The sequence below is a fragment of the Modicisalibacter luteus DSM 23508 genome (assembly GCF_000378505.1).
GTDB classification, from domain to species: Bacteria; Pseudomonadota; Gammaproteobacteria; order Pseudomonadales; family Halomonadaceae; genus Modicisalibacter; species Modicisalibacter luteus.
Window position 1 is genome coordinate 98,198 of sequence record NZ_KB899991.1, and the last position, 22,526, is coordinate 120,723.

General features: G+C 57.1%; 24 protein-coding genes. 20 read left to right on the forward strand and 4 right to left on the reverse strand.

Going from position 1 to position 22,526, the window contains the following annotated elements; genetic code table 11:
- Positions 1 to 157 precede the first annotated feature (157 nt).
- The 8 genes from F568_RS0105115 to F568_RS0105150 all read left to right on the forward strand — a co-directional run bounded on the left by F568_RS0105115 (position 158) and on the right by F568_RS0105150 (position 9,402).
- Positions 158 to 1,300, forward strand: a complete 1,143-nt coding sequence (locus F568_RS0105115; protein ID WP_019017634.1) for a branched-chain amino acid ABC transporter substrate-binding protein — start codon at positions 158 to 160, stop codon at positions 1,298 to 1,300.
- Positions 1,301 to 1,402: 102 nt separating this feature from the next.
- Positions 1,403 to 2,323: a high-affinity branched-chain amino acid ABC transporter permease LivH gene (gene livH, locus F568_RS0105120; protein ID WP_019017635.1), complete on the forward strand. Its 921-nt coding sequence runs from the start codon at positions 1,403 to 1,405 to the stop codon at positions 2,321 to 2,323.
- A complete protein-coding gene (locus tag F568_RS0105125; protein WP_019017636.1) occupies positions 2,323 to 3,576 on the forward strand; it encodes a high-affinity branched-chain amino acid ABC transporter permease LivM in 1,254 nt (417 codons plus the stop codon). The genes livH and F568_RS0105125 overlap by 1 nt, the downstream gene beginning before the upstream one ends.
- Positions 3,569 to 4,339 (forward strand): high-affinity branched-chain amino acid ABC transporter ATP-binding protein LivG, encoded by a 771-nt coding sequence (gene livG, locus F568_RS0105130; protein WP_019017637.1) that lies wholly within the window; start codon positions 3,569 to 3,571, stop codon positions 4,337 to 4,339. Before F568_RS0105125 ends, livG begins: the two co-directional genes overlap by 8 nt.
- 9 nt (positions 4,340 to 4,348) lie before the next feature.
- Positions 4,349 to 5,050, forward strand: coding sequence for an ABC transporter ATP-binding protein (locus F568_RS0105135; protein ID WP_026300343.1), 702 nt, complete (start codon positions 4,349 to 4,351; stop codon positions 5,048 to 5,050).
- Between the two features lie 260 nt (positions 5,051 to 5,310).
- Positions 5,311 to 6,816, forward strand: a complete 1,506-nt coding sequence (locus tag F568_RS0105140; protein WP_019017639.1) for a fumarate hydratase — start codon at positions 5,311 to 5,313, stop codon at positions 6,814 to 6,816.
- Between the two features lie 120 nt (positions 6,817 to 6,936).
- Complete coding sequence (gene cls / locus F568_RS0105145; RefSeq protein WP_019017640.1) at positions 6,937 to 8,355, forward strand: cardiolipin synthase; 1,419 nt, start codon at positions 6,937 to 6,939, stop codon at positions 8,353 to 8,355.
- A gap of 129 nt (positions 8,356 to 8,484) precedes the next feature.
- Positions 8,485 to 9,402 (forward strand): LysR family transcriptional regulator, encoded by a 918-nt coding sequence (locus F568_RS0105150; protein ID WP_019017641.1) that lies wholly within the window; start codon positions 8,485 to 8,487, stop codon positions 9,400 to 9,402.
- Between the two features lie 12 nt (positions 9,403 to 9,414).
- On the opposite strand, the gene F568_RS0105155 is transcribed toward F568_RS0105150, so the two are convergent.
- Complete coding sequence (locus tag F568_RS0105155; protein WP_026300344.1) at positions 9,415 to 10,491, reverse strand: bifunctional nicotinamide-nucleotide adenylyltransferase/Nudix hydroxylase; 1,077 nt, start codon at positions 10,489 to 10,491, stop codon at positions 9,415 to 9,417.
- Between the two features lie 178 nt (positions 10,492 to 10,669).
- Between F568_RS0105155 and F568_RS0105160 the strand changes: the two genes are divergently transcribed.
- Both F568_RS0105160 and F568_RS0105165 read left to right on the forward strand, forming a co-directional pair.
- Positions 10,670 to 11,596, forward strand: a complete 927-nt coding sequence (locus F568_RS0105160) for a YihY/virulence factor BrkB family protein (RefSeq protein ID WP_019017643.1) — start codon at positions 10,670 to 10,672, stop codon at positions 11,594 to 11,596.
- Positions 11,597 to 11,687: 91 nt separating this feature from the next.
- Positions 11,688 to 11,960 (forward strand): acylphosphatase, encoded by a 273-nt coding sequence (locus F568_RS0105165; protein WP_019017644.1) that lies wholly within the window; start codon positions 11,688 to 11,690, stop codon positions 11,958 to 11,960.
- Here the strand turns inward: F568_RS0105165 and F568_RS0105170 are convergent.
- The 3 genes from F568_RS0105170 to F568_RS0105180 all read right to left on the reverse strand — a co-directional run bounded on the left by F568_RS0105170 (position 11,936) and on the right by F568_RS0105180 (position 14,961).
- Positions 11,936 to 12,904 (reverse strand): nucleoside hydrolase, encoded by a 969-nt coding sequence (locus F568_RS0105170; protein ID WP_019017645.1) that lies wholly within the window; start codon positions 12,902 to 12,904, stop codon positions 11,936 to 11,938. The two genes, F568_RS0105165 and F568_RS0105170, sit on opposite strands and share 25 nt — an antisense overlap.
- Positions 12,905 to 12,982: 78 nt before the next feature.
- Positions 12,983 to 13,897, reverse strand: coding sequence for a ribokinase (locus tag F568_RS0105175; protein WP_019017646.1), 915 nt, complete (start codon positions 13,895 to 13,897; stop codon positions 12,983 to 12,985).
- A 119-nt stretch (positions 13,898 to 14,016) separates the two neighbouring features.
- Complete coding sequence (locus tag F568_RS0105180; RefSeq protein ID WP_019017647.1) at positions 14,017 to 14,961, reverse strand: D-2-hydroxyacid dehydrogenase; 945 nt, start codon at positions 14,959 to 14,961, stop codon at positions 14,017 to 14,019.
- Positions 14,962 to 15,146: 185 nt separating this feature from the next.
- Here F568_RS0105180 and F568_RS0105185 point away from each other — a divergent pair, with 185 nt between their 5' ends.
- The 10 genes from F568_RS0105185 to tolA all read left to right on the forward strand — a co-directional run.
- The gene (locus F568_RS0105185; protein ID WP_019017648.1) at positions 15,147 to 15,398 is read left to right on the forward strand and encodes an FmdB family zinc ribbon protein; all 252 of its coding nucleotides are present in this window, start codon (positions 15,147 to 15,149) and stop codon (positions 15,396 to 15,398) included.
- Between the two features lie 59 nt (positions 15,399 to 15,457).
- Positions 15,458 to 17,239, forward strand: a complete 1,782-nt coding sequence (gene aspS / locus F568_RS0105190; protein WP_019017649.1) for an aspartate--tRNA ligase — start codon at positions 15,458 to 15,460, stop codon at positions 17,237 to 17,239.
- Between the two features lie 89 nt (positions 17,240 to 17,328).
- Positions 17,329 to 18,078, forward strand: a complete 750-nt coding sequence (locus tag F568_RS0105195; RefSeq protein ID WP_019017650.1) for a YebC/PmpR family DNA-binding transcriptional regulator — start codon at positions 17,329 to 17,331, stop codon at positions 18,076 to 18,078.
- A gap of 39 nt (positions 18,079 to 18,117) precedes the next feature.
- Positions 18,118 to 18,657 carry a crossover junction endodeoxyribonuclease RuvC gene (ruvC, locus tag F568_RS0105200; protein WP_019017651.1) on the forward strand — a complete coding sequence of 180 codons (540 nt, stop codon included), beginning with the start codon at positions 18,118 to 18,120 and terminating at the stop codon, positions 18,655 to 18,657.
- 88 nt (positions 18,658 to 18,745) lie between these two features.
- Positions 18,746 to 19,354, forward strand: coding sequence for a Holliday junction branch migration protein RuvA (gene ruvA / locus F568_RS0105205; RefSeq protein WP_019017652.1), 609 nt, complete (start codon positions 18,746 to 18,748; stop codon positions 19,352 to 19,354).
- A gap of 9 nt (positions 19,355 to 19,363) precedes the next feature.
- Entirely contained in the window at positions 19,364 to 20,404 is a 1,041-nt protein-coding gene (ruvB, locus tag F568_RS0105210) for a Holliday junction branch migration DNA helicase RuvB (protein WP_019017653.1), read from the forward strand.
- A complete protein-coding gene (gene ybgC / locus F568_RS0105215) occupies positions 20,401 to 20,826 on the forward strand; it encodes a tol-pal system-associated acyl-CoA thioesterase (RefSeq protein ID WP_019017654.1) in 426 nt (141 codons plus the stop codon). The genes ruvB and ybgC overlap by 4 nt, the downstream gene beginning before the upstream one ends.
- On the forward strand, positions 20,823 to 21,509 hold the full coding sequence (gene tolQ, locus F568_RS0105220; protein WP_019017655.1) for a protein TolQ: 687 nt from the start codon (positions 20,823 to 20,825) through the stop codon (positions 21,507 to 21,509). Before ybgC ends, tolQ begins: the two co-directional genes overlap by 4 nt.
- 16 nt (positions 21,510 to 21,525) lie before the next feature.
- A complete protein-coding gene (gene tolR / locus F568_RS0105225) occupies positions 21,526 to 21,966 on the forward strand; it encodes a protein TolR (protein ID WP_019017656.1) in 441 nt (146 codons plus the stop codon).
- Positions 21,967 to 21,975: 9 nt separating this feature from the next.
- Positions 21,976 to 22,526, forward strand: a 551-nt coding sequence (gene tolA, locus F568_RS25240) for a cell envelope integrity protein TolA (RefSeq protein WP_040475924.1), incomplete at its 3' end; no start/stop codon positions are given.

Here is a 22,526-nt window from a genome sequence, read left to right on the forward strand (position 1 = left end):
AAGGAAGCTGGTCTTTCTTCTCGCCAAAGTGACGGTAGGCCGCGAAATGGGGGGCTTTTACGCGCTTTACAGTCCGTCACGCGACTGCCAATAATAGACTCGAACACCCGCTTGAAAGCGGTGGCTTGTCGACGATAACAAAGAGATGGAACCCACCATGAATACAATTATGCGCAAGTCGCTGTTGGCTTTGGCCATTGGCGCAGGGATGACCAGCCTTTCCGCACAGGCGGAGATCACCATCGGCCTTGCCGGCCCGGTAACCGGCCCGGTTGCTCAATATGGTGATATGCAATTCATTGGCGCCGAGATGGCTATCGAGCGGATCAACGCCCAGGGGGGCGTCAATGGAGAAATGCTCAAGGGTGTAAAGTACGACGATGCGTGTGAGCCGAAGCAGGCGGTGGCTGTTGCCAACCAGATCGTCAATGATGGTGTTCAGTTCGTTGTTGGTCACCTGTGTTCAAGCGCCACCCAGCCGGCCTCCGACATCTATGCCGAAGAAGGCATTTTGATGATCACGCCAGCCTCGACCAGTCCCACCATCACTGAAGCGGGTTACGAGACCGTCTTCCGGACCATCGGACGTGACGATGCTCAAGGGCCGGTCGCTGGGCGATTCATTGCCGAGCACATCAAGCCCGAGAACATGGCTATTATCCATGACAAGCAGCAGTACGGCGAGGGTGTTGCGACAGCGGTGCGTGATACCGTCGAGGAAGCCGGTATCGATGTGGCTGTCTTCGAGGGGATCACAGCCGGACAGCAAAACTACTCGTCACTGGTTTCCAAGCTCAAGCGCGAGAACGTCGATTTCGTCTATTACGGCGGATATCATCCGGAGCTGGGCCTGATCCTGCGCCAGGCCAAGGAGCTTGGTTTCGACGCTCAGTTCATGGGGCCCGAAGGCGTGGGTAATCCCGATATTTCCAAGATTGCGGGTGAAGCGTCCGAGGGGCTGCTGGTAACGCTACCCCAGGCCTTCGAGACCGATCCCAAGAACGCTGACCTGGTGGCGGCTTTCGAGGCCAAGAATCAGGACCCGTCCGGTCCCTTCGTGATGCCTGCCTATACCGCAGTTTATCTGATGGCCGAAGGCATGAAGGCCACAGAATCTACCGACCCCTTCGAAGTCGCGGAATACCTGCACCAGAACACCTCCGATACCCCCATCGGCGAGGTCAAGTACGACGAGAGCGGTGATCTCGAGGAGTTCAATTTCGTCGTCTACAACTGGCACGCCGACGGAACCAAGACCAAGGCCGAGACTGGCGAGGCGCAGTCCGATACCGCTCAGTAACGTCCACGCTTTGGTTAAGCATGGCTTCACCGTCGCCTAAGCGACGTCGATCTTCGCCTGGCCGGCCAAAACCGGCCGGGCGTCTTTGCGCAGGTAATCCTCATGGAAGCTTCTCTCTACTTCCTTCAGCAGGTGATCAACGGCCTCACCATAGGCAGCACCTACGCGCTGATTGCCATCGGCTATACCATGGTCTATGGCATTATCGGCATGATCAATTTTGCCCATGGCGAGATCTATATGATCTCGACCTATGTGGTCTTCATTGTCATTGCCGGCCTATCGATGCTGGGAATCGACAGTACCGCCTTTCTTATAGTCGCTGCCTTGCTGGTCGCGATCGTCGTGGCCAGTGCGCACGCTTTTGCCGTCGAGCGAGTGGCCTACCGCCCCGTACGTGGCTCCAAACGCTTAATTGCGCTGATTTCCGCGATCGGCATGTCGATCTTCTTGCAGAATTACATCCTGCTGGCGCAGGGATCCCGCGACAAGGCCATTCCCAGCCTGTTACCGGGTGGCTGGCAGTTCGGTGGCGATGGGTTTGCCGTCAACCTGTCCTACATGCAGGTGATTATTTTCGTCGTCACGCTGGTCAGCATGACGGTGCTGGCCCTGTTCATATCGCGTTCACGGCTCGGAAGGGCCTGTCGGGCCTGCTCTCAGGACCGCGGTATGGCCAACCTTCTTGGAATCAATACCGACCTGGTCATCTCGATGACATTCGTCATCGGTGCGGCGTTGGCCGCGGTGGCCGGGCTGCTGCTCGGCATGTACTACGGCGTGGTCAATCCTTATATCGGCTTTCTGGCCGGGCTCAAGGCGTTCACGGCTGCGGTACTCGGTGGTATCGGCAGCATTCCTGGCGCCGTGCTGGGCGGGTTGATCCTGGGCGTGGCTGAAGCGCTGACGGGAGCCTACCTGTCTACGGAATATAACGATGTGGTTTCCTTCGGCCTGCTGATTCTGATTTTGCTGTTCCGCCCCTGGGGCATACTCGGCAAACCGGAAGTGGAGAAGATCTGATGAAAGGCAAGTTGCTTCCCGCTTTCTTCGCCGCCGGGTTGACGCTGCTGCTGGGCGCCTCTGTCCTCGGCGTGCAGTTACAGTCCCAGGGCATCGACACGGTTGTAATGGTACACGGCCCTCTGACCTGGCTTGGCTTGTTCGCAGCTGCCGTGGTGGTGTTCGCTTATCAACTGATCAAGGGGCGCGTCCAGCGGGTGCGAGAAAAGGCACGGCAGGGCTCACGCTTTCGGTTGCCCGCGTTCCTGGAGAACCCCGCCCAGCGACGCTTGATGATTGCGCTGGCTATCGGTGCCTTATTGCTGTTTCCGTTTCTTGCCGAACGAAGCGCCATCGATATCGCCACCCTCACGCTGATCTACGTCATGCTGGGGCTGGGGCTTAATGTGGTGGTGGGGTTGGCCGGCCTTCTCGATCTCGGTTACGTGGGGTTCTATGCCGTCGGGGCGTATACCTACGCACTACTCAACAGCTATTTCGGTTTCAGCTTCTGGGAGGCGTTGCCCATTGCCGGTGGCATGACGGCGCTGTTCGGCTATCTGCTGGGTTTTCCCGTGCTACGTCTGCGTGGCGACTATCTGGCTATCGTGACGCTGGGATTCGGAGAAATCATCCGGATACTGCTCAACAACCTGACCGAGATTACCGGTGGGCCCAACGGCATTGCCCGGATCCCCGAACCTTCGCTATTCAACTTGCAGTTCGCTCGTCGAGCCGACGAGGGGTATACCTCGTTTCATGAGTTCTTCGGCATCGCCTACGATCCGACCCACAAGGTGATGTACTTGTACATCCTCTCACTCCTGTTCGCCCTGGCCGTGGCCTACATCATCTATCGTCTGATGCGCATGCCGATCGGCAGGGCCTGGGAGGCGCTGCGCGAGGATGACATCGCCTGCCGTTCGCTGGGGCTGAACCCCACGGCGGTCAAGTTATCTGCGTTTACAATCGGGGCGAGCTTCGCCGGGATAGCCGGGTCGATCTTTGCGGCGCGCCAAGGCTTCATCAGTCCGCTGTCGTTCACTTTCATCGAATCGGCCATCGTCCTGGCGATCGTCGTGCTCGGTGGAATGGGGTCGCAACTGGGCGTGATACTTGCGGCGATCGCCATGACACTGCTGCCCGAAATCGCCCGTGAGTTCAACGAATACCGCATGCTGCTGTTCGGTCTGATCATGGTGCTCATGATGGTCTGGCGCCCGCAGGGGCTGCTGCCGCTCAAGCGTCCGCAGATGGAGTTGAAACGTGGCTGACACCCCTTTGCTTTCCGTACGTGATTTATCCATGCGGTTCGGCGGCCTGCTGGCGGTCGATCGGGTCAGCATGGATGTCGCTCCCCGCGAGGTAGTCTCGATCATCGGGCCCAACGGGGCCGGCAAGACCACCGTATTCAACTGCATTAGTGGTTTCTATCGTCCCACTGACGGAGAAGTCCTCTTCGAGAACAAGCCCATGCATCGGCTGCCGGGATTCAAGATTGCACGGGCGGGGATGGTGCGAACGTTTCAGAACGTTCGTCTGTTCAAGGAAATGACCGTCGTCGAGAATTTGCTGGTCGCCCAGCACATGCAGGCCGAGCGCAACCTGCTCAAGGGATTGCTGTTAACGCGAGGGTTCAGGCGCCGCGAGGCGGAATTGCTGGACCGTGCCGCCCATTGGTTGGAGCGGGTGGGGTTGATTGAGTTCGCAAACCGCGAAGCGGGCAATCTGGCCTACGGGCAGCAACGCCGCCTGGAAATTGCACGTTGTATGGTGACGCAGCCGAAGTTGCTGATGCTCGATGAACCTGCGGCGGGACTTAACCCTAACGAGACGCACGATCTGGATCGTTTGATCGTGCAGCTCAAGGAAGAAGAAGGCATTACTGTGCTGCTGATCGAACACGACATGAGCCTCGTCATGGGAATATCCGATCGTATTTATGTGGTCAATCAGGGCAAGCCATTGGCTGATGGCACCCCGGAGGAGGTGCGTCGCAATCCCGAGGTGATTAAAGCCTATCTGGGGGAGGAGTAACGCATGGCGATGCTGGATGTCATCAACCTGACGACGCATTACGGCCCGATACAGGCCCTAGACGAGGTATCCCTGTCTGTCGGGCATGGAGAAATCGTCACCCTGGTGGGCTCCAATGGGGCGGGTAAGACCACGCTGCTGATGTCCATCTGCGGTGACCCGAAGCCGACCAGGGGAACCATTCGCTTCGAGAACGAGGAAATCCAGGGGTTGCCGACCTCTCGAATCATGCGCTCGGGGTTATCAGTAGTGCCCGAAGGCCGGCGTATATTTACCGGCATGACCGTGGAAGAGAACCTGGCGATGGGAGGATATTACCGCGACAAGCATGAAATCGCCGAGAGTACCGAGTACGTGCTCGCATTGTTTCCACGACTCAAGGAACGCTACCACCAGCGAGGTGGCACCATGTCCGGAGGCGAGCAGCAGATGCTCGCCATCGGACGCGCCCTGATGAGCCGGCCACGCCTGTTATTGCTCGATGAGCCGTCGCTGGGGCTGGCGCCGATCGTCATTGCGCAAATTTTCGAAATAATCGAGAAGTTGCGCGACGAAGGTACGACCATCTTCCTCGTAGAACAAAATGCGCACCGTGCCTTGTCGATCGCCGACCGAGGCTATGTGCTCGAGCATGGTCGTGTTGTATTGGCCGACAGTGGTAAGGCGCTGCTAGCCAATGACGAAGTCAGGCGCGCATATCTGGGAGGGTAATACTGCCTTAAGCTACCGGAACAGTGGTATTCGTCTGTAAATTTACGCTTGCTTGCCGACTTTACAGAACAACCGGGGTATCCGGGTATCTTGGGCTAACTTCATTTATACCGTTATCTAGCACTAGGTTTTTCATTAAATACCAACGAAGCCTGTCGACAATCAATCAGTAAGGTATAATCCGGCGCCACTGGAAGCTCGCCATCGGCTGCCTGACCGGCCATGTCGCGTGTCCCGTTTTCTGCTAGGAGTTCCTGCCCATGACCGTGATCCGCCAGGATGACTTGATCCAAAGCGTTGCCGACGCCCTGCAGTATATTTCGCACTACCACCCGAAGGATTTCATCGACGCGATGCATGCGGCATATCAGCGCGAGGAGAATCCGGCGGCACGTGATGCCATCGCCCAGATTCTGATTAACTCACGCATGTGTGCCATGGGGCATCGCCCGATCTGCCAAGACACCGGAATCGTGACCGTGTTCGTGCATGTCGGAATGAATGTGCGTTGGGAGACCGAGATGAGCCTCGATGACATGGTCAATGAGGGCGTGCGTCGTGCTTACCAGCATCCCGATAATGTGCTGCGTGCTTCGGTTCTGGCCGATCCTGACGGTAAACGTCAGAATACCAAGGACAACACGCCGGCGATAATCCATCACAAGCTCGTGCCCGGCGACAAGGTCGAAGTGCATGTGGCCGCCAAGGGCGGCGGCAGTGAAGCAAAATCGAAGTTTGCGATGCTCAATCCATCCGACAGCGTGGTTGATTGGGTGCTGGAGCAGTTGCCGAAAATGGGCGCCGGCTGGTGTCCGCCCGGCATGCTTGGTATCGGCATTGGTGGAACGGCGGAAAAGGCGATGGAAATCGCCAAGGAAGCCTTGCTCGATCCCATCGACATACAGGAGCTGCAGGCACGTGGCGCCAGCAATCGGGCCGAGGAGCTGCGCCTGGAACTGTTCGATAAGGTCAACAGGAGCGGTGTTGGCGCTCAGGGCCTGGGTGGGCTGACTACGGTGCTCGACATCAAGGTCAAGGATTATCCAACGCACGCCGCGAACAAACCGGTGGCTATCATCCCCAATTGTGCGGCAACCCGTCACGTCCATTTTACGCTTGATGGTAGTGGTGCTGCCGAGCTGCCGGCGCCCAAGCTCGAGGACTGGCCGGAAATTAGCTGGGAAGTGGGGGATAACGTACGTCGTGTCAACCTCGACGAAGTCACTCCCGAGGAGGTTCAGACCTGGCAGCCCGGCGATACCGTGTTGCTGTCAGGCAAGCTGTTGACCGGACGTGATGCGGCACACAAGCGCATGGTCGACATGCTGGCCAAGGGGCAGGAACTTCCTGTCGACATGCAGGGGCGCTTCATCTATTACGTTGGTCCGGTGGATCCGGTACGTGATGAAGTGGTGGGGCCAGCTGGCCCAACGACAGCGACTCGGATGGACAAGTTCACCCGGACGATGCTGGAGCAGACCGGCCTGTTAGGCATGGTCGGCAAGGCGGAACGTGGCCCGGTAGCGATCGAGGCAATTCGCGACAATAAGGCTGTTTATCTAATGGCCGTAGGTGGGGCTGCCTACCTGGTGGCGCAGGCCATCAAAAAGTCTCGCGTCGTTGGGTTCGAGGATCTGGGCATGGAAGCGATCTACGAATTCGAGATCGAGGACATGCCAGTCACCGTGGCGGTAGATAGTCGTGGCGAGTCAGTGCACCAGACTGGCCCGGCCAAATGGAAAGAGATTATCGCCGAGCGGGCCTGATAGGGTAGGCTTTAGCTGCTCGCAGGTCGTACGGCACGGCCCCGCCTCAGGTGGGGCCGTGTTATTAGGTAACCTGCGAGTTTCGAGGTACCTTGGTGTGCCATTGCAAAAGGAGCCGCAATGACATCCTGGCTTGTGGGACTCGGCGTTTTCCTCTTCCATCTTGGGGGGGCCATTTCCGCTGTCCTGGCGCTCATGTCCAGCCGCACGTCGCAAGGGGCGGTGGCATGGATCATTTCACTGTTGACCTTTCCGTATCTAGCCTTGCCGGCATATTGGATCTTCGGCAGGCCGCGTTTCTACGGTTATGTCTCGGCGCGTGGTGAGCACGATACCGCGCTGCGTCGGGTGTTGGAGCGCTACCGGCCCTTGATCGCGCCCTATCTCGCAGATTCGCGACGAGGAAACGTACGGGCCGTCGAGCGGCTGGCGATGATGCCGATGACTAGCGGCAACCGAGCGGAATTGCTGATCGATGGTGACGCCACCTTCGACAGCCTGTTTCATGGCATCGCTCAAGCCAAAGAATACATTCTCATCCAATTCTTCATCGTGCGACGCGACCGTCTGGGGAACGAACTCAAGGACCGGCTGATACGGCAGGCTGAGCGCGGCGTCCGCATCTACTTCCTGTTTGACGAGATAGGCTGCCGGGGGCTGAGCGACGGCTATCTGCAAGACCTGCGCCAAGCAGGCATCGAAGCCAGGCCGTTCAATTCCTCGCGAGGGATACGTCACCGCTTCCAGCTCAATTTCCGCAATCATCGCAAGGTGATGGTTGTTGATGGCCAGTATGGTTGGACCGGCGGGCTCAATGCGGGTGTGGAATACCTTGGAGAAGATCCGCGTCACGGACCTTGGCGCGATACCCATCTCAAACTCTCCGGGCCCAGCGTGCTCGGATTACAGGAAGCGTTCTGGGAGGACTGGTACTGGGCCGCCGGAAAGGTATTGGCCTTGAACTGGAAGCCTCAGGTTACCTGCACAGAATGTCAGAATGTCATCATTGTGCCTTCAGGGCCGGCAGATCCGCAGGAGACGGCAAGCTTACTGATCCAACATGCCATTCATAGTGCCCAACGTCGATTTTGGGTGACAAGCCCGTATTTCGTACCCGATCAGGGAGTGCAGGATGCCTTGCGCCTGGCGGCGCTGCGAGGGGTTGATGTCCGAGTCATGATTCCCGAGCGCCCCGACCATTTGCTGGTTTTCCTATCGGCGTTCTCGTTCTTGCCGGATATGGTGCGTGCTGGAGTCAGAATATACCGTTATCAACCGGGTTTTCTTCATCAGAAGGTTATCCTGATAGATGGGCATAGTGCAGCTGTTGGCACGGTTAATTTGGATAATCGCTCATTTAGACTCAACTTCGAACTCACGGCCTTTATACCGGACCGCGGTTTCGCCGCTGAAGTAGAAGCCATGCTTGAAGAAGATTTAACGCGCTGCCGCGAAGTTACCCTGGAGGAACTGGAGCAGCGCCCCTTGTGGCGCAAGCTAGTGTCGCGTGCTGCTTATCTGATGGCTCCAGTACAGTAGGCGTTAATAACGTCATGTTTTTCAGAAATCTCGACATGCCCGTGGTGGGGTAGAAGCTAGCAAGGTAAACTTTTGTTTTCGTTGCCGGCATACGCCGGCTCGGCTGTCAACTAAGGTACCGGAGTCGCGGTGAACCTTGAAACCAAATGGCTGGAGGATTTTGTGGCTCTAGCCAACACGCGTAGTTTTTCCGCCTCGGCGCGCCAGCGCCATGTTACCCAACCAGCGTTCAGTCGCCGGATCCGCTCTCTGGAGCAAGCGGTAGGCAAGACGCTCGTCGATCGATCGACTACGCCCGTGGGGCTGACACCGGAAGGGCAGCTGTTTCTGGTGACGGCACGCAACCTGGTCGAGCAACTCAATGAATGTTTGGGGCATTTACGGGGCTTGTCGATGGCCAATGAGGCCTTGGATATCGTTGCTGCGCACTCATTGGCCCTGGCTTTCTATCCCCGCTGGATTTCCCGTTTGCAGAAAGGGGTGGGGGAGTTACCCACGCGCCTGGTAGCTATGAATGTGGGGGACGCCATTCATGTGCTGCGAGAGGGTAACTGTGATCTGATGCTCGGCTACCATGATCCATATGCCACCATGCAACTCGATGCCGAAGTCTTCCCGTCATTCTCTATTGGCAATGCCAAGATGATTCCTGTCTGCTTGGCGGACCCCGATGGGTTGCCTTGCTTTCCGTTGTCCGGCAATGATTCCATCCCGTTTCTTTCCTATACCCAAGGCGCTTTCTTGGGGCGTAGTGTTCGCATGATGCTCAAGAACGACCCATTACGTCTGCGTCTAAAGACGGTCTACGAAACTGCCATGGCAGAGGGTTTGAAAGGTATGGCACTGCAAGGGGTCGGAATGGCATGGATTCCCGACTTTTGCATACGGGAGGAGCTGACAAGCGGACGTCTGGTTCGTGCTGGCGATACCCAGTGGGACATACCTCTCGAAGTGCGATTGTACCGTTGCTCGCTGGTACATAAGCCTGGCGTGGAACGCCTGTGGCGACAGATGATGAAGTTGCCTCGGGATTTCCTGCAAGCGTAAACCCGCTGTTCGTTAAGGTGTGGCCCAGCCTGCGGGAAGCCCTAGGAAATTCTGAATGATGAAGAAATGGTCCTCGAACAGCGTTTCGGGCTCGAGGTCCGCCAACGCTACCCATTGTGCCGTATCGCCTCCTTTGGCCGGTTTGAGCTTGGGCAGTTGCTGCTCGGGGCGAAGAGCAAAGTAGAACGCTTCGGCGAGAGAACGGCCACGCCAGCTTCGATGCGGCTCGTCGAAAAGACGCCGTTCACGCAGTGAACCCTTGAGTACCGGCTCTGGCACCTTCAGCCGGACACGCTCGCGTAACTCGCGCAGGCAGGCATCGAGCAGCCGTTCATGCGAATTAATGAACCCGCCGGGCAGCGCGAAAAGCCCTTTGCCAGGAGCGGCCTTTCGCTTGACGAGTAATACGTGCCCCGATTGGACGACGACGGCATTTACGGTTACGAATATGGGTGGGTAAGGCGCCTGTGCCCAGGCCCGCCGGTACTGCTCGACAAGGTTCTGCTCTTCCAGTAGCTGTTGACCGGCCGATGACTGACGGAACGCCGTAAGCGCTTGGTGAACCTTCTGGGGCAGATGATGTTCGGCGCCGGTGGCCAAGTAATCTGTAGCTGAAAAACTGGAATGGAAAAGGCGTTCGCGAATCTGACTGGCTGATATGCCATCAACCAGCGGGACACTGACGGATTCCCATTGCGGGAAGAGACTCAAGTAATAGCTCGACTGGCCACGGCTGGCACCAATCAGGCCGATACGGGGCAGTTTTCCCTGGCTGGGTCGGGCTATGTCTCTTACCTTGCGTTGTACGTCCCGTACCCAGACATCATCATTATAAAGCGCATCTAGCAGGGGTTCGATCTCAAGCCGATGGTTGTCTCGCGCATCGAAGCAGCTGCGCAGCATGTCTCTACGCTCTTCGAATCGCCAAGGGTTACGTAGCGATCTTGCCTGCCAGGCCGAGCCGATCAGCACAATGACTTGTCGGGCGCGCTTGATGGCTTCGTGTATTACGGCCAGATGTCCCAGATGAGGTGGCTGGAAACGGCCAATAAAGACCAGGCAGTCGAAATCAAAGCTTGTTTCGGGCATATGAGCGTCGGGCTGGGTGGCGGCACGCATAGGTGAAATGGCGTGGGCCGACATTATGGTCGCAGGGTTGCTGCCCTGCAAGGAAACAGGCAGAGTCCGGCATCGATTATTTCTTATATAACATGGGCATGCCCAATTGGTTATGCTGATATCGAAGGCGCGTTCGGGAGGAAGATGAGTGCTCAAGAAGACTGCACTGAATTGGTACCGGATCGTCCTTAATGCCGTCCAGTTGTGGCTGGAACACAACGCATTCAGTTATGCGGGTTCCTTGGCCTTTTACACGCTGTTCTCGCTCGCGCCGACGGTAATCATTGCAGTGACTGTCATAGGTGTCGTATTTGGCGAGGAGGCGGCACAAGGGGAGATCGTCACACAACTACAGGATGCCATTGGCTCTGATGCTGCCCAAGCCATAGAACAGGCTGTCATTCAATCGCGTATCGAAACATCGGGTCTGTTGCCGACCTTGATAGGGGTGGGGGCGTTGCTGATTGGTGCGACCACGGTATTCGCGCAGATGCAGTTCTCCCTCAATACGATATGGGGCGTAACGTCCAACCCGGACAGGAATAGCTTACTGACATTTGTAAAGACTCGTCTGTTATCCCTGGCGGTGGTTCTGGCCATTGGTTTTGTCCTGTTGGTTACGCTGATCCTGGGCATTGTTCTGAGAGCCGCGTTCGTTTTTGCCAGCACCTGGCTTCCAGCAGGTGAGTTTTTGCTTAGCAGCGCGGAATCCTTGCTTACGTTGTTGATGATCACGGCGTTTTTTGCCGCATTGTTCAAGATCCTCCCTGATGTCGTTATCGGCTGGCGTGACGTGGTAATCGGCTCCATTGTCACTGCAGTGCTTTTCTCCATAGGTCGCTATGCCATTGCTGCCTATCTGGCGTATACGGCCACGGCATCGACTTACGGGGCAGCGGGGTCTGTCGTTCTGATACTCCTCTGGGTTTATTACTCTTCGCTGATCGTGCTGTTCGGAGCGGCACTGACCCGAACCCATCTGGAGGCTAGGGGGCGAGTTATTGTGCCTCGCAATAATGCGGTTCGCGTCCAGCGCCAAGTGATCGACCCCGAGCAGGAGTCAGGAGAAAACTAGACACATATCCAATAAGCGCGACGAGTTTGGGGCGGGCGGATAAGAGTGCTAGAAAGTAAGTAGTGTCATTCACAGGGAAAGGTAGCTGACCATGAGCAAGTGCTGTGTTCGAGCGCTGGTTTCCGGGAAGGTCCAAGGGGTGTTTTATCGCCGTGCCACCCAGGAGCAGGCGCTACGCGCGGGAGTGACCGGTTATGCCAGCAATCTGCCTGACGGGAGTGTTGAGGTGATCCTGTGCGGTGAAGGCGAGGCAGTCAATTCGGTCATCAAGTGGCTGTGGAACGGGCCACCCAATGCCAAGGTGACCCATGTCGAGCTCGAAGGCGCCGAATGGCGCAATTACGATGCCTTTGTCGTGTCCTGAGCCTTGGTGAGCGTTTCGACGATCCAGGATACCACTGCATCGCCATCGGCATTGACACAGACATCCACCATAGGTGTGCTGGACCAGCGTTCTCCCAGGAAGGGACGTCCCTCCGGCGCAAAGATGGTCTGTCCTTCGGCATATCCTTCGGTAGCAACGGTCAGATGGCCGCGTGCCGTGGTGAAAAGTTCGGGCTTCATCAGCCAGGCAATAGCGCAGCTATCATGTGGGCAACAGCCATCGATGCCTAGCGCTCCGCGGTAAAAATCGCTGTAAAAGCGGTAACTGCCGGCAAGTACCTGGCCCAGTTCGCCTTGGGCACGGGCGATCTTCTCCATATCGGCAGGGCTCAGCACACAACGGTGGGTTGCATCGAGCCCTACCAGCGTTAGTGGCCATCCTGCGGTTAATACACGTGAGGCGGCATGTGGGTCGTTGAACATGTTGGCTTCGGCGACCGGAGTGACATTACCGCCCTCGCGGATCGACCCCCCCATGATGACTACTTGCCTCACCTTGTCGATAATGCTTGGATCGATCTGTAGTGCTGCAGCCAAATTTCCCACGGGGCCGACAGCAACCAGGGTGATTTCATTGGGTCGCGCATTCACTTGCTCCACAATGAACTCTGCAGCGCTCATGTCCAGCGCCTGCCCGTTGATAGCGGGCAGTTCGATGTTTCCAAGGCCATTGGCGCCGTGAATATGGGCCGGGGCTGGGTGCTTCGCCTTGACTAAAGGGGCGGCTGCGCCTTGGGCAACAGGAATTTTCTGCCCGGCCAACTCGGAAAGCAGCAAGGCGTTATGGGTTGCCGTGCCAATATCAACGTTACCGTACGTCGTTGTCATTCCGAGGAGTTCGATATCGGGATGGGTCAGTGCGATAGCAATGGCTTGTGCATCGTCGACGCCTGGGTCGGTATCGAAGATGATCGGTGTCGGCATGATGAGCTTCCTTGGTTAAATATGTGTCGGGGCGTGATTTTGCCTTGAGCCAGCGACTGGCCAGTCAGGTGCTCAATGCTAAAGAAGTTCCAGCTGGGGCCAGTCCTTGGCGACATCGAGAACTTCGCTGAGTACAGGAATGCTGGGAGCAGCTCCTTCGCGCTGCACGCACAATGCTGCTGCAGCACTGGCCAGGCGCAAGGCCGCTAACGGATTAGTATCGTTTTGTCTCGCTGCCATGAAGTAGCCAATGAAGGTGTCGCCAGCCGCCGTGGTGTCCTTCGGGGTAACGCTGTGAGCAGGCAATTTGTATTGCGTGTCCCCATTAAGATACCAAACTCCCTCACTGCCGAGTGTAAGCACGACTTCTACGTGGGGTAGTCGCTCACGCACCGTCTCTGCCAATACCTGGGTAGTGGCCTGGTCGTCTAGGCCGACGAGTGAGGCAGCTTCGCCTCGGTTGAGAAACAGCAATTGGCAAGCATCGAGGGGAAGGTGTAACACACTAGCTGTCATCGGGGCAGGGTTGAATGCTATGCGCATGCCACGCTCTGCAGCGAGGGTCATTATCTTACCCATGGCATTGCATTCGTTTTGAAGAAGCAGCCAATCTCCCATATTTACAGAGGAGACGAGCGCGTTCTGCTGGGCGTCAGTAAAACCGTGATTGGCCCCTGGGTGAATGATGATCGCGTTTTCGCCACGATCCTCGACTTGGATGATGGCATGACCACTGGAGTCGGCCGTCAGCTCGATGTGGGCGATATTGACCCCCGCTGAGGAGAGGGTTTCAAGCACCCAGCGATCGCTTTGACCCAAGCGCCCCCAATGGACAACCTTGCCACCAGCACGGGCGATGGCCAAGGACTGGTTTGCCCCCTTGCCACCGAGAACCTGACGGTAGCCATGACTCGACAGGGTCTCTCCCGGTCTGACGAGGTGAGAGACACGGTAGACGTGGTCGATATTTATCGAACCATAGTTATAGAGCATGCGTTTTCCTGGCTCTTGCGCCTCAGAAATAGTCTTCGAAAATGCCCCGGTTGGTTCCCAGTATTGTTATCGGGGCATAGCGATGCAAGAGGGGCTTTTTATACCGTTAACTTTATTTATTACCCGGTATATTCACATTTCCATGTCCGAATGTTTTCGATGGTTAACGTGACAATTTTTTGGCGTGCCTCAGGGCTTATCCAGGCACTATGTGGTGTTACAATCAGGTTAAGGGATTCCTGCATGGCATCAATCAAGGCATGGCCCTGTCGGGGCGGCTCCTGCGGCAGCACATCAACACCAAGCCCACCAAGCCTTGCTTCTCGCAGTGCCTTTAGCGCTGCCTCCTCATCAATGACACCGCCACGCGCACAGTTGATCAACAAAGCGTCGCGCTTCATCTCCCTCAACAGCATGTCATTGACCAAGTGGTGGGTAGCATCGGTCAGTGGGCAGTGAAGGCTTATCACATCGGCGCTAGCAGCCAGTTGTTGCAGCGGGGGGCGTTCATCGGCGTCTTCGTTGCCAGGCCGGGCGGCAAAGACCACATCCATGCCAAAAGCACTGGCAAGCCGAGCAACTGCATTTCCAAGCACGCCACTGCCTACGATAACCAAGCGCTTGCCGGAAAGCTGCAAGGTCCGATGGCCCAGCAAACAGAAAAAAGGGCTTTGCTCCCATTGCCCGGCAGCCACATCACGCTGATAAAGAGGAAGGCGGTTGGCTAGTGCCAGGATGAGCATCAAGGTGTGCTGAGCCACGCTTTCCGTTCCATAGGCAGAAACGTTACGGACGGCAATGCCAAGGCGCTCTGCTGCTGCCATGTCGATGTTGTTGGTACCGGTCGCTAGAACGCAGATCAACTTGAGCTGAGGTAGGCTGGCCAGCAACTCTCCTTTGAGTACTACTTTGTTGACCATGACAATATCTGCATCTTTAAGGCGCTCCTGACATTCATCCGGCGACGTCAGGGAGTGAACTGTCAATTCCTCCACCTCGTGTCGCAATGGTGTCAGGTCGATATCGTCCCCCATGGTGGCGGCGTCCAGAATCACAGCTTTCATGCGCAGTCTCTCCAAGGCGGGTTCGGGTATTGTTAGTGCTTGCGGCCTTGCCCGTCAGGGGCCGCAACACGCTATAATATGCGGCTCGCAAGGCAGGCTTGGAAATTGCTTCGACTGGCCGCATATTGCAACCACCGCATGCTACTTCGCCTGCGGTCGTGTTATGTCACAGAGTGATAAGAACCATGCCCATCTACGAATATGAGTGCAAGGCCTGTGGCCATCGTCTCGAAAAATTGCAGAAGGTCAGCGCCACCCCGTTAACGGAGTGTCCCGACTGTGAGAAACCCGAACTTGCGCGGTTGATATCCGCCGCAGGGTTCCGCCTAGCTGGAGGCGGCTGGTACGAAACCGATTTCAAGTCAGGCGACAAGAAGAACCTGGCCGGCGACAGTGACAAGTCTGCGCCGAGTAAGGAAAGCAAGGCGACCGCCTGACGTTCCTGCCGGCAGATGGCCGGCAGGGCTCATACGAAAGCAACTGAACAGGATTTGACATGCGCAGCCATTATTGCGGCCAGTTGAACGAGACCCAGGTGGATGAAGAGGTCACGCTGTGTGGATGGGTACACCGCCGCCGTGATCACGGGGGCGTAATCTTTCTCGACTTGCGCGATCGCGATGGAATCGCCCAGGTCGTCGTTGATCCCGACACCCCCGAAGCGTTCGCGACCGCTGACCGTGCACGTAACGAATATGTGCTGCGCATTAGTGGCCGGGTTCGGCTGCGTCCTGAAGGGACACAGAATCCCAACATGCCGACCGGCTTGATTGAAGTCCTGGCCAAGCAGGTTGAAGTGTTGAACACTGCGGCAACTCCGCCGTTTCAGCTAGACGAACACGGCAAGGTCGGTGAAGAGGTGCGCTTGAAGCATCGCTATATCGACCTGCGTCGCCCCGAGATGATTGACAAGCTACGTCTGCGCTCGCGTATTTCTCACAGTGTTCGTGCTTATCTCGAAGGTGAAGGGTTTCTGGATATCGAGACGCCAATCCTGACCCGGGCTACGCCGGAAGGGGCACGCGATTATCTGGTGCCAAGTCGTACCCATCCCGGCCATTTTTTCGCACTGCCTCAATCCCCGCAGCTTTTCAAGCAACTGCTGATGGTGTCCGGCTTCGATCGTTATTATCAGATCGCCAAGTGCTTCCGGGACGAGGATCTGCGCGCCGATCGCCAGCCCGAATTCACCCAGATCGACCTCGAAGCTTCGTTCGTCGATGAAAACGACGTCATGGCCATTACAGAGCAGATGATTCGTCAGCTGTTCGCCGATGTCCTCGAGGTCGAGCTGCCCGAATTCCCGCGCATGCCGTATGCCGAGGCCATGCAACGCTATGGTTCCGACAAGCCGGACCTGCGCATTCCGCTGGAACTGGTTGATGTCGATGATCTGATGAAGGGGGTCGACTTCAAGGTCTTCTCCGGCCCGGCCAATGCTGACGATGGTCGAGTGGCGGCGCTCAAGGTCAGTGGCGGTGCCAAGCTGACCCGCAAGGAAATCGATGACTACACCAAGTTCGTGGGCATATACGGTGCCAAAGGGCTTGCCTGGATCAAGGTCAACGAACGGGCCAAGGGTCTCGAAGGGTTACAGTCGCCAATCGTCAAGTTTATGGAAGACATCGTCGAGACGCTGCTGGATCGGGTAGACGCCAAAGACGGTGACATCATCTTCTTTGGTGCAGATAAGGTGCGTGTCGTTAATGAAGCACTGGGTGCGTTGCGTGTCAGGTTGGGTAACGACCTCAATCTATACACCCAGGCGTGGGCACCGCTATGGGTAGTCGACTTCCCGATGTTCGAGGCCGACGATGCCGGACGTCTGTCCGCTCTCCATCACCCGTTTACGGCGCCGTCCTGCTCGCCGGACGAACTCAGGGCCAGCCCGTCCACAGCCCTGTCCCGTGCCTACGATATGGTACTGAACGGCACCGAGTTGGGCGGGGGGTCGATTCGTATCCACGACCAGGCGATGCAACGGGCTGTCTTCGAGGTGCTCGGTATCGGTAATGAAGAGGCCGAAGAGAAGTTCGGTTTCCTGCTCGACGCCCTGCAGTACGGCGCGCCGCCGCATGGCGGGCTGGCGTTCGGTCTGGATCGCTTGGTCATGTTGATGACTGGAGCGAAAACGATCCGTGAAGTCATCGCCTTCCCGAAGACCCAGAGCGCCGCGGATCTCATGACCGACGCACCGGGCGAGGTCAGCGCAGACCAGCTCAAGGAACTCAATATCCGTCTACGCCAGAAGGTCAAGGTAACTGCCGACGAAGAGTAATCTTGCCGTCGGAGTGCCATGGTTTCACATCGCTGAGCCGGCATCCCTGTTACAGGGTGCCGGCTTACTACCGTCAAGGGGGACTGCTCATGGCCGGCCACAGCAAGTGGGCGAACATCAAGCATCGCAAAGCCGCCCAGGACGCCAAGAAAGGCAAGGTATTCACCAAGCTGATCCGCGAGCTGACCGTGGCTGCCCGGCAGGGCAGCGGCGAGCCAGCCGATAATCCTCGCTTACGTGCCGCAGTCGACAAGGCGTTGGCTAGCAACATGACCAAGGACACCATCCAGCGGGCCATTGACCGTGGGGCCGGCAACCAAGATGCCGATGACATGGAGGAGCTGACCTATGAGGGGTACGGCCCCGATGGAGTGGCCATCCTCGTTGAGTGCATGACCGACAACCGTAACCGTACGGTTTCCGAGGTCCGCCACGCTTTCAATAAGCATGATGGGAATCTTGGTACGTCGGGCTCAGTGGCATTCCTGTTCAGCAAGCAAGGACGCATGAGATTCCCGCCGGGGTGTTCCGAGGAAGACATCATGGCAGCGGCGTTGGAAGCGGGCGCCGAGGATGTTGTGGCTAATGATGATGGTACCTTCGAAGTTGTTACTGATCCTAAAGAGTTCGGAGTCGTCAAGGACGCTCTGGTAGCGTCTGACCTGAATCCACAGAGCAGCGAAGTCGGCATGTTTCCCGACAGCTATTCACCTATCGTCGATGTCGATACCGCGAGGAAAATCATCAAGCTGGTCGACATGCTGGAAGATCTCGATGACGTACAGAATGTCTATTCAAACGCTGATTTCGATGAAGAAGTTCTTGCCAGGCTCGGCTGATCGGCTTAGGGCAGGGCGAGTACTTTTGGAGGCGTCCCAGTGATCGTGCTGGGGATCGATCCTGGCTCACGGATTACGGGCTATGGTGTGTTGGACGTGTCTCTAGCCAAGCCACGCTATGTCGCCAGCGGTTGCATACGCATACGGAATGACGATTTGGCCCAGAAGCTGGCCCAGGTCTATGCAGGGGTAGCGGAGCTGATTGCTATGTATCGTCCTGCCGAGTTCGCCATCGAGCAAGTTTTCATGTCACGCAATGCTGACTCGGCGTTGAAGCTGGGGCAGGCCCGTGGATCTGCCATTGTATGTGCCGCTAACCATGGTCTACCGGTCTACGAGTACGGCCCGAAACAGGTCAAGCAGGCCGTGACCGGGACGGGCGGCGCGGACAAGCAGCAGGTACAGCATATGGTCACGGCGGTACTCGGCTTGAGCGATATTCCACAGGCTGATGCGGCTGATGCTCTCGCAATTGCGCTGACTCATGGACATGCCCGGATGGGGCTAGTTCAGCAGGGAAGTTTCGGTGGGCGTCGGCGGGCTACCAGCCAACGCTGGCGGGACTTTCGCCCCTCCTGACCGGCTGGTGAACAGTGTTCACACAGCGCTAGTCAGTCGAACGGTCGACAAGTATAGTGACATCAGTCATTAGAAGGATCAGTAAGGCATGATTGGACGCCTGCGAGGCACCTTGATCGAGAAACACCCACCTTGGCTAGTCGTGGACGTGGGAGGCGTCGGGTACGAGCTCGAAGCTTCCATGAACACGTTGTTGGCTTTGCCCGGGCTCGGGGAGAACGTACAGCTTTTTACGCATCTGAGCATTCGCGAGGACGCTCATCTGCTGTTCGGCTTCTATAAGGAACCTGAGCGTGCCTTGTTTCGAGCTTTGATCAAGGTCAATGGAGTTGGTCCCAAGCTCGCACTGGCCATTCTCTCGGGCATGGAGCAGGATCAGTTCATCCGGTGTGTGATGGATAACGACATCAAGGCGCTAACGCGATTGCCAGGGGTGGGCAAAAAAACCGCCGAGCGGTTGGTCGTCGAGATGCGAGATAGATTCCCGCATTGGAGTGCTGATCAACAAGGGGAGCTGACGTCTCTGCAATCAGGCGCACCGACGGCAGTCAGTGATCCCTTAGCCGATGCAGAGGCCGCACTGATCAGCCTAGGCTACAAACCGGCCGAGGCGTCGCGCATGTTGTCCGGGCTTGAGGCCAGCCAATCCACCGAGTCACTCATCAAGACAGCACTAAGCCGCAAGCTGGCAGGATAAACGGTAACCATGATCGAAAGTGACCGTCTGATTGCTGCCGATCCCCAAACGGGAGAAGTCCGCGCAGACCATGCTATCCGACCTCAACGGCTGGCCGACTACATCGGCCAGCCGCGAGTTCGTGAGCAGTTGGATATCTTCATCGCAGCGGCGCGGCAGAGAGGCGATAGCCTCGACCACACCTTGGTCTTTGGCCCCCCGGGGCTGGGCAAGACGACCTTGGCGAATATCATCGCCGAGGAGATGGGCGTCGATATCAAGTCCACTTCTGGCCCAGTGCTTGAGCGAGCCGGAGATCTGGCAGCCATGCTGACAAATCTTCAGCCCGGAGACGTGCTGTTCATAGATGAAATCCACCGTCTTCCGGCTGCCGTCGAGGAAGTTCTGTATCCCGCCATGGAAGATTTCCAACTGGATATCATGATTGGCGAAGGGCCAGCAGCACGCTCGATAAAGCTTGATCTACCTAAATTCACTCTGGTGGGAGCGACTACCCGCGCCGGCTTGTTGACTTCCCCTTTACGAGACCGCTTCGGTATCGTCCAACGTCTCGAGTTCTACGATATCGACGAACTCACCGAGATTGTCGCGCGCTCGGCACGTTTATTAGGCATCGAGGCCCAGGGAGGGGGAGCTGCAGAAATCGCTCGGCGAGCCCGAGGTACCCCTCGCATTGCCAATCGCCTGTTGCGGCGCGTACGCGACTACGCTGAAGTGCGTGGTGACGGCCGGTTAACGAAGGATATAGCCGACCTTGCGTTAAACATGCTGCATGTCGACACGCATGGACTAGACCACATGGATCGGCGTCTGCTGCTTGCTATGATCGAGAAATTCGATGGTGGCCCAGTGGGCGTTGACTCCCTGGCGGCGGCGATCAGCGAAGAGCGGGATACCATTGAGGATGTCATAGAGCCTTACCTGATCCAGCAAGGTTTCATGTTGCGCACCGCTCGTGGTCGTATGGTGACGCGCCAAGCTTACCTGCATTTCGGCTTGGCAGCAGAAGATGGGGTGCCCGACGCCATGGGTGAGGAGCTACGCTCATGACTTCCCCATTCAGCGTGCCGATCCGCGTCTATATCGAAGATACCGATGCAGGCGGTATCGTTTACTACGTCAATTACCTCAAGTATATGGAGCGGGCTCGCAGCGAATGGCTTAGGCAGTACGGTTTGACGCAGCAGGCGCTGTTGGATGGTGGGACCCAACTGGTCGTACATCAGCTGACATGTCGCTATGCCAAGCCTGCCCGACTTGATGACGAGCTACATGTTACCGCCCAGGTTACCGAACATTCCTCCTGTCGACTCGCGTTTCATCAGCGGGTCATGGCGCACGGGGAACCCCTTTGCGAAGCGGACGTCCATATCGCCTGCGTGGACGCTGTACGACTTCGTCCAACACGGTGGCCGTCGGCTCTGGCCGCGGTCCTGACGACTACTTCAGTACCATTACGAGGACACCCGTGAACGACTCCATGTCCATTCCTCATCTGATCATGAACGCCAGCCTTGTGGTGCAATTGGTCATGTTGTTACTGCTGGCCGCTTCCATCGCTTCCTGGGTCGTGATATTCCAGCGCAGTATTGTGCTGCGACGCGCCAAAAGAGCGCACCGCGCCTTTGAGGATAAATTCTGGTCAGGTGTCGACCTGAATGAACTGTATCGCGAAAAATCACCAGAGCAGGAAGTTGTCGGCGCCGAACATATCTTTCGCTCCGGATTTCGTGAGTTCAACCGCCTGACGACTAAGACGCGTAACTCACAGGCTATTCTGGATGGCGTCCAGCGTGCCATGCGTGTAGCTTGGTCCCGGGAAGAGGAGCGTCTCAACCTGCACTTGATCTTTCTGGCAACCGTCGCCTCGGCGAGTCCCTATATCGGCCTGTTCGGTACGGTCTGGGGAATCATGGGGTCTTTTCAGAGTCTTTCCATGGCTCAGCAGGCGACGCTTTCTACCGTGGCGCCCTGGATTGCCGAGGCGCTGATAGCCACTGCCATGGGGCTGTTTGCCGCGATTCCCGCCGTCATTTTCTATAATCGTCTCTCGGCGTCTTCCAACCGTGTGCTCGGACAGTACGAGGACTTTGCCGAAGAATTCCACTCCATCCTGCATCGCAATTTGCAGGGCCGTGAGCGCGAAGCCGCCTGATTAAGGGAGTCGTACCATGCTGGGTCCATACAATCGCGGGCCGCGACGTAAACCCATGGGCGAAATCAACGTCGTTCCATTTATCGACGTGATGTTGGTGCTGCTGGTCATTTTCATGATTACCGCGCCGATGTTGACCCAGGGGGTGCAGGTCGATTTGCCCCAGGTGAGCTCCGAGCCGATTGAAAATCTTGAGGATCGAGAGCCAATCATCGTTTCCGTTGATAAAGAAGGGCAGTACTTCATTTCTCTGGGTGAGGAAGACACCTCTGTCTCGCTCGAGGAGATCAGTGACAAGATCATCATTATTCTGCAGCGCCGCCCCGATACGCCTGTTCTGGTTCGAGGCGATCGCAATGTGCCATACGGTCAGGTCGTGACATTGATGAGTACTCTTCAAATCGCGGGCGTTCCCAATGTTGGGCTGATTTCCGAGCCTCCTCCTGGTGAAAGCTGAGTAGACACGATGGCTAAAGAAGAACGTAGAGTCGGCTACGGCCTGCCCACGCTGCTTGCCATTGGGGTTCATGTCCTCGTGCTATTGGTGACTGCCTTGCGCTGGCCTGATACCGATGCTGACCCTAGTTCGTCATCTGTCGTTCAGGCAACCTTGGTCACGACAGAAACGGCTACAGACCAGGCGCAGCGAGCCAGGGAAGCGCAAGCTCGTGCTGCCGCGAACCAAGAAGCCGAACAGCCCCAGGTACAAGAGGAACAGCCCCAAGAGGAGCAAGCGCAGGCTGAAGAGGCGGCGGCTCGACAGCAAGCCCTGGCTGAGGAACAGGCACGCCGCGAAGCCGAAAAACAAGCCCGGGAAGAGGCATTGAAGCAGGCCCAGGCCGAAGCTGAACGCCGGGCGGAAGAAGCGGCTAAACAGGCTCAGTTGCGTGAACAGCAAGCGGAGCAACGTCGCCAGGAAGAGGCTCGTCAGGAGGCAAAGATAGCAGCTCAACGCAAGGCGGAAGAGGAGGCCAAGCGTAAGGCGGAAGAAGAAGCCAAGCGTAAGGCGGAAGAAGA